This is a genomic window from Allobosea sp. GW821-FHT09G06 (genome assembly GCF_059416005.1).
Genome location: NZ_JBWKOI010000003.1, coordinates 276,801 through 290,078 on the forward strand (window position 1 = coordinate 276,801; position 13,278 = coordinate 290,078).

At 66.8% G+C, this 13,278-nt stretch carries 8 protein-coding genes; 3 read left to right on the forward strand and 5 right to left on the reverse strand.

All coding sequences use genetic code 11. From position 1 onward, the window contains the following. The first annotated feature begins 434 nt into the window (after positions 1 to 434). The 3 genes from AC07NY_RS17565 to AC07NY_RS17575 all read left to right on the forward strand — a co-directional run bounded on the left by AC07NY_RS17565 (position 435) and on the right by AC07NY_RS17575 (position 5,354). Positions 435 to 1,451 (forward strand): amino acid ABC transporter substrate-binding protein, encoded by a 1,017-nt coding sequence (locus tag AC07NY_RS17565; RefSeq protein ID WP_492284723.1) that lies wholly within the window; start codon positions 435 to 437, stop codon positions 1,449 to 1,451. Between the two features lie 182 nt (positions 1,452 to 1,633). Further along, a complete protein-coding gene (locus AC07NY_RS17570) occupies positions 1,634 to 3,982 on the forward strand; it encodes a molybdopterin guanine dinucleotide-containing S/N-oxide reductase (RefSeq protein WP_494584906.1) in 2,349 nt (782 codons plus the stop codon). 94 nt (positions 3,983 to 4,076) lie between these two features. Further along, the gene (locus tag AC07NY_RS17575; RefSeq protein ID WP_494584907.1) at positions 4,077 to 5,354 is read left to right on the forward strand and encodes an NAD(P)/FAD-dependent oxidoreductase; all 1,278 of its coding nucleotides are present in this window, start codon (positions 4,077 to 4,079) and stop codon (positions 5,352 to 5,354) included. 266 nt (positions 5,355 to 5,620) lie between these two features. On the opposite strand, the gene AC07NY_RS17580 is transcribed toward AC07NY_RS17575, so the two are convergent. The 5 genes from AC07NY_RS17580 to AC07NY_RS17600 form a co-directional block, all read right to left on the reverse strand. Next, a complete protein-coding gene (locus AC07NY_RS17580) occupies positions 5,621 to 7,480 on the reverse strand; it encodes an ABC transporter ATP-binding protein (RefSeq protein WP_494584908.1) in 1,860 nt (619 codons plus the stop codon). Between the two features lie 38 nt (positions 7,481 to 7,518). Beyond that, positions 7,519 to 9,261, reverse strand: coding sequence for an ABC transporter ATP-binding protein/permease (locus tag AC07NY_RS17585; protein ID WP_494584909.1), 1,743 nt, complete (start codon positions 9,259 to 9,261; stop codon positions 7,519 to 7,521). Then, on the reverse strand, positions 9,258 to 10,157 hold the full coding sequence (locus tag AC07NY_RS17590) for a ChaN family lipoprotein (protein WP_494584910.1): 900 nt from the start codon (positions 10,155 to 10,157) through the stop codon (positions 9,258 to 9,260). The genes AC07NY_RS17585 and AC07NY_RS17590 overlap by 4 nt, the downstream gene beginning before the upstream one ends. Further along, positions 10,135 to 10,887, reverse strand: coding sequence for a hypothetical protein (locus AC07NY_RS17595; protein ID WP_494584911.1), 753 nt, complete (start codon positions 10,885 to 10,887; stop codon positions 10,135 to 10,137). The genes AC07NY_RS17590 and AC07NY_RS17595 overlap by 23 nt, the downstream gene beginning before the upstream one ends. A 90-nt stretch (positions 10,888 to 10,977) precedes the next feature. After that, a complete protein-coding gene (locus tag AC07NY_RS17600) occupies positions 10,978 to 13,227 on the reverse strand; it encodes a TonB-dependent hemoglobin/transferrin/lactoferrin family receptor (protein WP_494584912.1) in 2,250 nt (749 codons plus the stop codon). Between the last annotated feature and the right edge of the window lie 51 nt (positions 13,228 to 13,278).

Sequence of the window (13,278 nt, forward strand, 5' to 3'; positions counted from 1 at the left end):
CTTTTCGGGGCGGGTCAAGGGAAGTGGCCCTTGCCGCCCGCTTCCGCCGTTTCTCGGCGGTTTCGTGCCGTGCTCTGATGAGCCGGCTTCCCATTGGTCCACGGCCAGCCTGCGAATGTCAACGGGTTTCGATAGATTTTCGCACAGCTGTGCAATCGCAATGTGTGCACCGCAAGCCGGGTAGATTCCGGTGAGAAGCGACAGGCCGCACATAATTATCGCCTTGCCGCGCCGTAGATTCGATCAGCTGTGCGGGCAACGGGATGGAATTCATGACATCAGGGAGGTTGCCTGCGGGGAGGCGCGTCCGATCGGGTCCCTCAACTGACCGGCGATCGTTCCGCCTCGGAAGAAGCCGTGCCCACGCGTGCTGGCGATTGACGGGAGCCGGGCCGCGTGGAACATCGTCGGCACTACTGTCATCTGGGGATGGAATTATGAAGTTGACCCTGGCGCTTGCCGCTGCTGTCGTCTGCACCGTTTCGGTGTCGGCGGAAGCACAGACCCTGAAAACCATTCAGTCGCGCGGCGTCCTGAACTGCGGGACCGGGGCGAATCTCGCCGGCTTCGCCGTTCCCGACGCGAATGGTGTCCTGACCGGCATCAATGCCGATTACTGCCGGGCCCTGGCTGCGGCCGTCTTCGGCGATCCAGCCAAGGTGAAGTTCATCCAGCTGCCGTCGAAGGACCGGATCACCGCGCTCCAGTCGGGCGAGACCGATCTCATCGCCGCCACCACGACCTGGACCATGAGCCGCGACACGACGCTCGGCCAGAATTTCCGCGCGACCTACTACTATGACGGCCAGGGCTTCATGGTGAAGAAGTCGCTGAACATCAAGTCGGCGAAGGAGTTGAGCGGCGCCTCGATCTGCATCCAGCAGGGCACCACGACCGAGCTCAACACTGCGGACTATTTCCGCAAGAACAACATGAAGTTCGAGCCGGTGACCTTCGCCACCAATAACGAGGCGACCGAGGCCTATGAGAGCGGCCGCTGCGACGCTTTCACCACCGACGCGTCGGGCCTCTATTCCGAGCGCATGCGCTTCAAGGCGCCGGCCGATCACATCGTCCTGCCGGAGACGATCTCGAAGGAGCCGCTGGGCTACGTCACGCGCCATGGTGACGACCAGTGGTTCGATATCGTCACCTGGGTCCATTTTGCCCAGATCACGGCCGAGGAGCTCGGCGTGACCCAGGCGAATGTCGACGAGCTGCGCGCGAAGTCGGACAATCCCGAGATCAAGCGCCTGCTCGGCAAGGAAGGCACCTTCGGCGAGGCGCTCGGCCTCAAGAATGACTGGGCCTATAACGCCATCAAGGCGGCCGGCAATTACGGCGAGATGTTCGAGCGCAATCTCGGCGAGAAGTCGCTGCTCAAGATCGCGCGCGGCCAGAACGCGCTGTGGAGCAATGGCGGCCTGCAATACGCGGCGCCGATCCGCTAAGCATCGGACCATTCGTCCGCTGACATGAAGAAGGGCCCGGCTGCTCCATCAGCCGGGCCCTTTCTGCATCCGGCCAAGCGTGCGGCGCTTGTCCGCAATCCGCGAAAACCCCTTGCGGTTGGCCGCGGACCAGCGGAATGAGGGAAGGGCTGTTTCAGTCCGAAAAGGTGAGGGTGAAGACGATGGCGGCTCCGATCGTTCCGGCAAGCGAAGCTGTGACCGAAAGCGAAGCTTTTCGTCCGCATACCTCGCATTGGGGCGTGTTCTCGGCCCGCATGAAGGAAGGGCAGCTCGAGGTCCGTCCGCATGAGGGCGATCCCGATCCCAACGAGATCATCCAGAATTTCCCGGCCGCGCTACGCCACCGCGCCCGCATCGCCCAGCCCATGGTCCGCCGCGGCTGGCTGGAAAACGGGCCGGGTCCCGACGACCGCCGCGGCCGCGACGAATATGTGCCGATGTCGTGGTCGGCGGTGCTCGACAAGCTCGCAGGCGAACTGCGCCGCGTGCGCGACGATTTCGGGCCCGGCGCAATCTTCGGCGGCTCCTATGGCTGGGCCAGTGCCGGGCGCTTCCACCACGCCCAGAGCCAGATCCACCGCTTCCTGAACACCTCGACCGGCGGCTACGTGAAATCGGTCAACAGCTATTCCTCGGGCGCGTCTTCCGTCCTCGTGCCGCATATTATCGGCGACTACGAGGACCTGGTGAAGCGCAACGTCTCCTGGGAGCAAATCGCCGACCATAGCGAGATCGTGCTCGCCTTCGGCGGCATGGCGCTGAAGAACAGCATGGTCGCCGGCGGCGGCACCAGCCGCCATGTCGAGCGCGGCGCGATGGAGCGGGCGCAGGAGCGCGGCTGCGAATTCGTGCTGGTGAGCCCGCTGCGCAGCGACCTGCCGGCCGGAGCCCACGCCGACTGGGTCGCCAACAGGCCGGGTAGCGATACCGCTCTGATGCTGGCGCTGGTCCATACGCTCGTGGTCAATGGCCTGCATGACCGCGCCTTCCTCGATCGCTACACAGTCGGCTGGCCGGTCTTCGAGCGCTATCTGCTGGGCGCGACCGATGGCCAGCCCAAGGATGCGAACTGGGCTGCTCCCATCGCCAGCCTGCCGGCCGAGGAGATCGTCGCGCTGGCCAAGCGCCTCCACGGCAAGCGCGCGCTCATCGTCGTCGCGCACGCCCTGCAGCGCGCGGCCCATGGCGAGCAGCCGGTCTGGATGGGCATGGTGCTCGCGGCGGCGCTCGGCCAGATCGGCCTTCCCGGCGGCGGCTATGGCTACGGCCTTGGCGCCATCGCCTATTACGGCCGGCGCTACAATGCCGTCCCGATGCCGACCTTCTCGCAAGGCAGGAACCCGATCAGCGACTACATCCCGGTCGCGCGCATCTCCGACATGCTGCTCAACCCGGGCACGACCTATCGCTATAACGGCCAGACCCGGACCTATCCCGAGATCAAGCTGGTCTACTGGGCCGGCGGCAACCCGTTCCACCACCATCAGGACCTGAACCGCCTGCGCGAGGCCTTCGCCAGCATCGACACACTGGTCGTGCACGAGCTCGCCTGGACCGCGACCGCCCGCCACGCCGATATCGTGCTGCCCTGCACGATGACGCTGGAGCGCGAGGATATCGGCGGCAACCCCAACGACCCGCTGCTGGTGCCGATGCATCCGGTGGTCGCGCCCTATGGCGAGGCGCGCGACGACTATTCGATCTTCGCCGATCTCGCCGAGCGGCTCGGCACGGGCGAGGCCTTCACCGAGGGCCGCACCGCCCGGCAATGGCTGGAGCATCTCTACGAACCGACCCGCACGGCTCTTGCCGAGAAGGGCCTGCCGGCACCGAGCTTCGCCGAGTTCTGGGCGGGCGAGGGCTTCGACCTGCCGCAGCAGCCGGACGATGGCGGCAAGCTGCGCGCCTTCCGCGCCGATCCGGTGGCTGCACCGCTGCCGACGCCATCAGGCAAGCTCGAAATCTTCTCGGAGACCATCGCCGGCTTCGGCGAGGCGGATTGCCCCGGCCACCCCACCTGGCTCGGCGCGACCAATGTCCCCGATGACGCCAACCCCTATGTGCTCGTCGCGAACCAGCCCCGGACCCGGCTGCACAGCCAGTTCGATTTCGGCGGCCACAGCAGCGACGCCAAGCATCGCGGCCGCGAGGTTGCGCATATGCATCCGGACGATGCGGCGCTGCGCGGCATCGCCGACGGCGACATCATCCGGCTCTCGAACGAGCGCGGCGCCTGCCTTGCCGCGGTCCATGTCACCGACGGCATCCGCAAGGGCGTGATCCAGCTGCCGACTGGCGCCTGGTACGATCCCGCCGACCCGAACGACGACAAGCCGCTCTGCGTCCACGGCAATCCGAACGTGCTGACCCGCGATATCGGCACCTCGGCGCTGGCGCAGGGCTGCACCGGCCAGCTCACCACGGTTCATGTCGCGCGCTTCGACGGCAACCTGCCGCCGATCCAGGCTTTCGACCCGCCGGGCTCGCGCACGGCCGAAGCCGCCGAGTAAGCACTGAAATCCGCGATCCGCTGCCGGGAAAACCGGTGGCGGCCCGCGCAAGCCGACAACGAAAACAACCCGCCGCCCGCTTTCGCGAGACCGCATGTCCTCCTATATCGACACCTATTACCGCCGCACCCTCGCGACCGAGGAGAGCTACGCGCCGGCCGAAGGCACGCTGAAGACGGATATCTGCATCGTCGGCGGCGGCCTCGCTGGCCTCACCGCCGCGCTCAACCTTGCCCGTGCCGGCCGCTCAGTCCTGCTGTTGGAGGCCGAACGCGTCGCCTGGGGTGCGTCTGGCCGCAATGGCGGTTTCGTCAGCCCGGGCTATGCGACCTCGCTCGCCGCGATCGAGCGTCAGACCGGCCGCGACCAGGCCGACGAACTCTATCGCCTGACGATGGAGGGCGTCGAGATCGTCCGAGGCAATATCGATAGCCTGGGGATCACCGAGGCCGCGCCGTCGCCGGGCATCATGAAGGTCGTGCGCTATGATGGCGGCGCCGGGCTTCAGGCGGTGCGCGACACGCAGGAGAAGCGCTTCGGCCGCAAACTGCGCTATCTCGGCCGCGACGAGACGCGCGCGCTGCTCAATTCGCCGAAATACCACGCCTCGCTGACCGCCGACGATTCCTTCCATTTCCACCCGCTGAACTATGCTCGCGCTCTCGCCCGCGAGATCGTCCGGCTCGGCGGCAGGATCCACGAGGGCTCGCCGGTCATCTCCTGCGAGCTCGACGGCGCGGTGAAGCAGTTGAAGACGGCCAGGGCGACGATCGAAGCCGACCAAGTGCTGTTCACCACCGGCGGCTATACCGGTGATGTGCTGCCGGCCTTGCGCCGCGCCTATATCCCGATCGCGACCTATGTGCTGCTGACCGAGGCCGCCCCGGACCTTATCCGCTCTGCGATCCGCATCGGTACCGGCGTCGGCGACGACCGGCGCGCGGGCGACTATTACCGCACGGTCGAGGGCGGCTCGCGCATCCTCTGGGGCGGGCGCATCACCACGCGCACGACCGAGCCCAGCGACGTCGCCGCGATCCTGCGCCACGAGATGGTGACGACCTATCCGCAACTCGCGGAGCTGAAGGTCGAAGCCGCCTGGTCGGGCCTGATGTCCTATGCGCGCCATCTCATGCCGCAGATCGGCCAGTACCGGCCGGGCGTCTGGTACTGCACCGCCTTCGGCGGCCACGGCATGAACACCACCGCGATCGGCGGCACCGTCATCGCCGAGGCAATCCGCGGCGCCAGCGACCGCTACAAGCTGTTCGCGCCCTTCGGTCTGGTCTGGAACGGCGGCCCCTTCGGCACGGCGGCGGTCCAATTGACCTATTGGAGCTATCAGGCGGCCGATTTGATCCGCGGGCGCTAGCACGGGTTTCCTTCTCCCCTTGCGGGAGAAGGTGGCCCGAAGGGCCGGATGAGGGGTCGCACTGCCTCATCCATCATTGCGAGGAGCGAAGCGACGAAGCAATCCAGGGGGACTGGGTTGAACCTCTCACCCAGCTCTCTGGATTGCTTTGCTGCGCTCGCAATGACGGAAAGCGTTGTGCGACCCCTCATCCGCCTGCCGGCACCTTCTCCCGCAAGGGGAGAAGGAAACGCGCGGCACTCCGCCCGCCCGAGAACGCCGCTGCGCTACTGGAACCCGGCAGCCTGCAGCTTGAACAGCTCGGCATAACGCCCGTCCTGCGCCATGAGTTCGGCATGGCTTCCCTGTTCGAGAATGGCGCCGCCTTCCAGCACGAGGATGCGGTCGGCCATGCGCACCGTCGAGAAGCGGTGCGAGATCAGCAGCACTGTCTTGCCGGCGCTGAGATGGCGAAAACGCTCGAAGATCTCGGCCTCGGCGCGGGCGTCGAGCGCCGCGGTCGGCTCGTCGAGGATCAGGATTGCCGCGTCGCGGAAATAGGCCCGCGCGATGGCGACCTTCTGCCACTGCCCTCCCGAGAGATCGAGCCCGCTCTGGAATCCAAGTCCGAGCATCTGGTCGTAAGCCTCTGGCAGGCCGGTGATAACGGGATCGGCCAGGCTCTTGCGCGCAGCCTCGACGATCGCCGGCCGCTCGCCGATCCGCATCACCCGGCCGACACCGATATTCTCCGAGGCTGTCAGGTTGTAGCGCATGAAATCCTGGAAGATCGCGCCGACATGCTCGCGTAGCGCCGGCAGCGGGATGTCGCGGATATCGATGCCGTCGATCAGGATGCGGCCTTCGTCCGGCTCGTAGAGCCGGGTCAGCAGCTTGACGATGGTGGTCTTGCCGGCGCCGTTCTCGCCGACGAGCGCGAGCGTCTCGCCGGCCGGCAGGGCGAAGCTGAAATGACGCAAGGCCCAGTCCGGCTTGCCGGGATAGCGGAAACCGACATCCTCGAACGTCACGCCCTGTCGGAGGGGTGCGGGAAAGGCGCGCGGGTGCGCCGGAGACACCACGGTCGAGCGCATGTCGAGGAAGGCATAGAGATCGCCGAGATACTGGGCCTGCGACGTGATCTGCGAGAGGCCAACGATTAGCCCTTCGAACAACCCGTTGAGCCGCATCAGCGAGCCGGCCAGGAAGGTGAGATCGCCGATGCTGAGCTCGCCTGTCAGGGCGCGCCAGGCGACCACGGCATAGGCCGCGTAATAGGCGAGCGAGCCGATGGCGCCCGACAGGCTGCTCCAGGTGGCGCGCCGCACGGCCAGCCGGCGGTTCGTGGCGATGATGCGCTCCGCGACCTCCCGCAGCAGGCCGGCGATGTAGCTGCCCAGGCCGAACAGCTTCACCTCCTTGGCCGCATGCGTGGAGGAGCCGACATGCTGGAGATAGTTGAGGCGCCGCCGTTCCGGGATCAACGCCATCGCCGCTTTGTACTGCCGGGCATTGAAATGCGCCTCGACCAGCAAGGTCGGGAGCAGGGCCGCGAGCAGCAGCACGATTAGCCAGGGCACGAAGAACACCAGGCCGGCCGGAAGCGCGAACAGCGTCACCGCATTCTGGAGCTGCGTGAGGAGATTGGTCACGAGCTGGTAGCCGAGCATCGTCGCGGCATTGGCGCGTTGCAGCTTGTCCTGTGCGGCGCTGCCCTCGATATCCCGGAGGTCGAGTTCGGCCGCGCGTTCGACGAGCTGCGCGCCCATCGCGAAGCCGTGGCGCTCGGACAACAGGCCTTCGACCAGCGTTCCCAGCCGGTTGAGCGCGTTGCCGCCGGCGACCAGCAGGAACTCGATCAGAATCCAGCCGGCGAGCGCCGAGGCCCGGCCGCTCTCCAGCCAATCGGAGAGGTTGGGACCGGGAGCCGGCGTCCGCGTCTGGAGCACGATCTCGTCGATGATCAGCTTGCCGACGAAGAGCATCGCCGGCGGCTGGAGCGCGCGCAGCAGGCGCAGTGCCGCGATCGCCGCGAAGAGCCGTGGGCTGGTCTGCCACAGCGAGCGCAGCAGCCGCGGCACGTCGCGCCATTGGGAGAGACGCCGCCGCAGGGCGGCGGCAGCTTCGGAAAGCGAGGGAATGGCCATCAGGAGGTCGGCGAAAAGGGGAGGCGACTCATCTTCGCTCAGCTTACCGGCTCGGCTTGCGCGAGGGCAGTGGCGGGGGCTGCCTCTGGCCGTGGTGGCTGCTGCCTCAACTCGATCATCTGGAGCGAGCCGAGGCCCTGAGGGGCGCGATGCGCGATCAGGACCAGCGTGCTCGCCGGCAACGACCGGCGCAATTCCGAAAGCAACTGCGCCTCCGACTCCACATCGAGCGCGCTCGTCGCTTCGTCGAGCACCAGCCAGTCGGGCGCCTGCAACAGCGCGCGCGCCAATGCGAAGCGCTGCTGCTCGCCGCCGGAGAGCCCGCGCCGCTTGTCCGTCCAGCCGTCCTCGTCGAGCGACCAGAGTTCCTCCAGCCCGACAGTGGCGAGCGCCCGGCGCAAGGTCGCGTCCTCGACGGCCTCCGGCGATTGCGGATAGGCCAGTGCGGAACGCAAGCTCCCGAGCGGCAGATAGGGCTGCTGTGGCAGGACGAGCATGCGCCCTTCCGGTCGGTCGATCCGGCCCTCACCATGCATCCAAAGCCCGACGATCGCCTTCGCCAGCGTGCTCTTGCCATGGCCGGAGGGGGCCGCGAGCCAATAGTTGCCGCCAGCCTTCAGCTTCAGGTCCGGGACGGGCGGGAGGCGGCGCCCCGCAGGCGTTGCGAGGACGAGGTCGCGCAGCCGCAGCTCCGCATTGCCGGTTTTATGCAGGGCAGGGCCGCTTGCCGGCATGGCCGCGCCCTCGGCTGCCCGCATGAAATGCGACAGGCGGCTGGCCGCCGCGGCGAGCTCGGTCAGGTCGCGATAGGAGAAGACGAACCAGGACAGCGTCGTCACCACGTTCTGGAAAGCCGAGCCGATCTGCATCAGCCCGCCGAAGGTGACGTGCCCGGCGAGAAAGGCCGGCAACGCCAGGAAGAGCGGAATACGCAGCACGGTCTGGAAATAGGGGCGCGTGAAGAAGCCGAGGATCAGTTCGCGATTGGCGAGCTTCTGCCAATTCCCGGCAATCGCGCCGAAGCGCTCGCGGAAGAGACGCCGCTCCGCCGGCTCGCCATCGGCCAGCGCCACGCCCTCGACATGTTCGCGCAGGCGCACCAGCGAGAAGCGGAAATCGGCCTCGCGCTTCTGCTGCTCGACCGTCAGCGCCTTCAGCGGGCGGCCGAGTCCGTGCGTGATGAGGGTGGCGACGGCCACATACAGCGGCGCCGCCCAGACCATGTAGCGCGGGATCTCGATGGCATGGCCGAACAGGTGGAACGATAGCGCGAAGGTCGAGAGTGACCACAGGATCGAGACATAGGTCACCAGCGCGATGATGTTGGTGGCGAGTTCGAGCCCCTCGATCGTGAGCTTCTCGACGAAGATGCGGCAATCCTCGGCGATGCGCTGGTCGGGATTGTCGAGCCCGTGGTCTGTGCGCTCGCGCAGGTGCCAATAGGCCTTGCCGGCCAGCCAGCGGTCGAGCGCGGCCTCGGTCAATGCGCGCCGCCAGCGGATCTGCAGCATCTTGCGCAGATAGGCGCTGGCCAGATGGATGCCGACGCTTATCGCGATCAGCCCGAAGAAGATCGCGATCTGCCTGAGTGCGCCGTCGACATCGAGCTTTTGCAGCGCGTTATAGAAATCGGCGGTCCAGGCGATCAGGCGCACGCCGACCTGCACCCCGGCGAGGCCGAGCCCGAAGATCATCAGGAAATAGAGCGCGCCGATCTTGCCGCCCGGCCCGGCGATGCAGAGCCGGGTCAACCCGATGATCTGGGAGAGCACGGCTCTCATGATGCCGCCCGCGGCGTCCGCCGCGATTGCGGCGGCTCGGGCGTATCGAGCCGGAACAGCGCGTCGGCGATGCCCGCGAGTGGTTCCGCTTCGGGCGCGGCATCGGTTGCCGGCAGCAGGACCGCGATATCCTCGATGCCGAGATCGCGGAGCTGGAATGGCGTGCCATGACCATATTCGAGATGGCCGCGCCCGATGATGCCGACGACCAGCGGATCGTCGGTCGCCTCAGCGAGGTGATCGGCGATGCGGCAGGCGAAGGAGCGGTCCCAGCATTGCTGTGCCCGCACGAAGCGATCGAAGCGCTCAGGCGCCATCGCCTCCGGCTTGGCCGACCCGCTGAAGCGACCGGTGATCGCGGCCAGATAGTCGCGATAGCCATCGGTTGCCGGCGCAGACGGCGTGACCCCGTCGCGCTCCGCGACCGGGATGGCTTCCCAGCCGACCTGACCGACCCGCGTGACCAGTGGGCGGTGGCAGTTCAGCGCCAGCATCTTCACCCGCTGCTGCCGGCAGAAATGGAACAGCGGCAGGTAGAGTTCGGGGTCGAAACCCCAGACATCAGCCCACTCGCTACGCTCGAGGAAGGTCGCGGTGCCCATCTCGCCCGCGACCCAGGCGTCGAGCACCGGCTGGATGTGCAACGGGAACATCTCGAAGCCCACCGCCATCTGTGGCCGCAGCTGATGCAGGCAGGTGGTGACGTGCAGTTGCCAGCGATGGATCTCGGCGACGTCATGTGTCTCGCCGAGCAGGACGACGCGCTTCCGCGCCATCGCCTGCATCAGCTCGCCCTGCGCCAGCAGCCGGCCCGTATCCGGGCAGAGCCATGTCGCGCGCGGATGGGCGTAGGTCGCGCCCGTCGGTGCCGGTTCAGCCGCCGACGACATCGACATCCGGAACCTCCGCGAAGGCGGCCGCCGGGCCGCGCAGGACGAGGCCGAAACCCTTGCCCTCGCTGTCGCGGGCTTCGAGCGCCACGGTCCCCGCGTTGTCCGTCCGCGCCCAGCCGGAGACCGCCCCGGCCTTGAGATGCAGGTGGAAATCGCCCTGCATGATGTTGACGAAGCCCATGGCTGGCTTCGGTTCGGGCAGGGCGCCCTGCCAATGCTGGAACAGGCCGGAACGTTCGACATCGATCGCGATTGCCTGGCCGCTGGCCAGGATCGCCGCGAAGCTGCGGGCGCCGAGATCGTCTTCCGGCACGTCCGCCGAGCCGCCGCTGCCGGGCGCCTCGCGCTGGACCGGCTCCAGCTTCTCGCCGGCGCCGTACGGCTCGAGCGCCTTGTCGAAGGGCTCCAACCCATCGAGCCCGATCAGGCTGAACAGGGTCTCGCCGGACGCGTCCTGGCATTCCAGGCGCGGCAGCACGCGCTCGCGCATCTTGCTGGTCCGGTCGGCGACGATGCCGACGACCGTGGTCAGGTCGATGCGGCTGTCATGGAAGGCGCCGGACAAACGGGCCTCGTTGCCGGAGATGGTCACCGTCTCGACAGCGCCCATCCGTTCATGGGTCGCGCCGCCGGAGCGCGTGCTCAGCATCACGCGGCCCATGGCGGGCAGGCTTTGCAGGATTTCGGCCGGCGCTTGCGCGAGCTTTTCGCGCGGATTGGTCTCGTTGCTCATCATGGTCTCCAAAAGGGTTGCGACGCCCCGGGGTCTCGACCGGGGCGCCGCTGATCCGCCGGGCCTCGTGGCGCGGCGTCTCGAACAGGGTCAGAACTCGACGGAAGCGGCGAGCTTGAAAGTGCGCCCCGGGGCCGTCTGCAGTTCCAGCGGATTGGTCGCGGCAGTCGCTGCGGTCGCTGTCTTGGCGTAGTTCAGGACATCGGCGAAATAGCGCCGGTCGAAGATGTTCTGCACGCCGCCGCGCACGGTGATGGAACTGGTCGGCTTCCAGTTCAGATAGGCGTCGAACACCGAATAGCCGCCGGGCTTGAACGTGGTCGGAGCGTCCGCGCGCGTGGCGCCGGCTGCGAAGGTGCCGATCACCTCGGCCTCCAGCCCGTATTCCGGCATCAGGTACTTGAGGCCGGCGACAGCCTTGAGCGGGCTGATATTATAGGGAACGATGGGCGAGCCCTGCTCCTTGCGCTGCTTGCCGTACTGGTAGCTGACGGCGAGATGGCCGACCCAGCGTTCCTGGAAACGCCATTCGGCCGAGGCCTCGATGCCGGAGATCTTCACGCGCGACAGGTTGCGCGAGGTGATGTCGGTCGTGCCGGGCACCTCGTAGAGCTCCTGGATGAAGTCCTTGTAGTCGGCATGGAAGGCGCCGACCGAAAACCAGCCATCGGCGAAGCGGCCGCGTACGCCGGCCTCGTAGGACTTCACCTTCTCCGGGCGGAGATCCGGATTGGGGATCAGGTTCTGGGTGCCGAAGGGCAGTGAAGTGTAAAGCTGCTGCGCCGTCGGCATCTTGAAGCCCTCGGCATAGCGGGCATAGAGCGAATAGGTCTCGTCGAGCTTGAAGAGCGTGCCGACCTGCGGGATCACGCGGTGCGAATCCAGTTCGCGCGGGGCCTTGCCGGGCACGATGACGTAGCCCTGCCCGAGGCGCGGATCGATGTTGTAATTGGCGTAGCGAAGGCCGGGCGTGATCGTCCAGCGACCGTCCAGGAGCTCGATCTCGTCCTGCAGGTAGAAGTCGTAGCGCGTCGTCGTGGCATTGGCGAAGTTGAAGCCGCCGGCGATCGTCGTGGTGGTCACGCCGGTCGTCAGGTTCCGGACGTCGTCGCGGCGCTTGTAGTCGGTGCGCGTGACGTCGCCCTGGAAGCCATAGGTCAGCCGGTGGAAGGTCGGCCCCAGCGCGAAGCTAGACTTCGCCTGGATGTCGAGCTGCGAGAAGCGCTCCTTGTAGTCGAGCAGGCCGCGCGTGAAGCGCTGCTGGCCGTTCGAGAGCGTCTGCAGGCGGTTGTTGATGACCTCGCGCTCCTGCGGCGAGAACGAGGCCTGCCAGCGGACGGAGTCGAGGAAGCTTAAGCCCGCCTGCCACTCATGCTCGATCGCGATGCGCTGGCGGCTCTTGGTCTGGTCGCGGATATAGGCGCCGTTACGGGTGCCGAGGCTGACGACATTGTAGTCCCAGAGCTGGTTCGCCCGCGTGTCGTTGTCGAAATACTCGCCGGTCAGCTTGATTGTATGGTCGGCCGTCGGCTTGAAGACGAGCTTGCCGAACGCGTTCCAGACCTCCGTGTCGATCGGGTTGAGCTGGTTGCAGCCCAGGAAGCGCAGGGTCGGCACCGGGCAGCCCCAGCGCCCGCCATCGGCGCGCGCCTTGCTCAGCTTGCCTTCCTGCGCCGTGCGATGGCTCACACCGACGATCGCCTCGAAGGCGGGCGAGAAGCTGTAGGCGGCGATGCCGGTCTTCACGAGAGAGCGGTCGAAGCTGTCATAGCTCGTATCGATCTTGACCGCCCAGGGCTTGTCCTTGCGACCCTTCAGCAGTTCCTGCGGATCGAGCGTGCGGTATGCGACGATGCCGCCCAGCGCATCGGCGCCCCAGAGCACCGAGCCCGGGCCGCGCACGATCTCGACATTCTTGAGGAAGGGCAGATCGACGAAGTCGCGGTTGCCGTCGGTGATGCGCTCGATCACGCGCGAACCATCGACCTGCATCTGCACGCGGTTGCCGCCGACGCCGCGGATGGTGAAGCCGCCGTAGTTGCCGAACGGGTCGGTTCCGGAGGTCTGGCGGTTGACGATGACGCCGGGCTCGTAGCGCACGAGATCCTGCGTGTCGCGGGTGATCCGCTGCTCCATATCCTGCCGCGTGATCACGCTGACGGTGCCGGGAACATCGAGCACCTGCTTCTCGCCGCGCGTCGCGGTGACCGTGATCTGATCGAGCGAGATCGTCTGTTCGCCGCTGTTCCCATTAGCTTGCGGCGTCTGCGCCTGAGCCACCGAAAGGGCGGTCGTCGACAGCAATGCCGCCAGGAAAGCCAGCTTAGAATTATTATTCATCACGTAACCCCAGTCCCATATCTGGGGCGTCTAATAGTCTTGTGAAAAGAT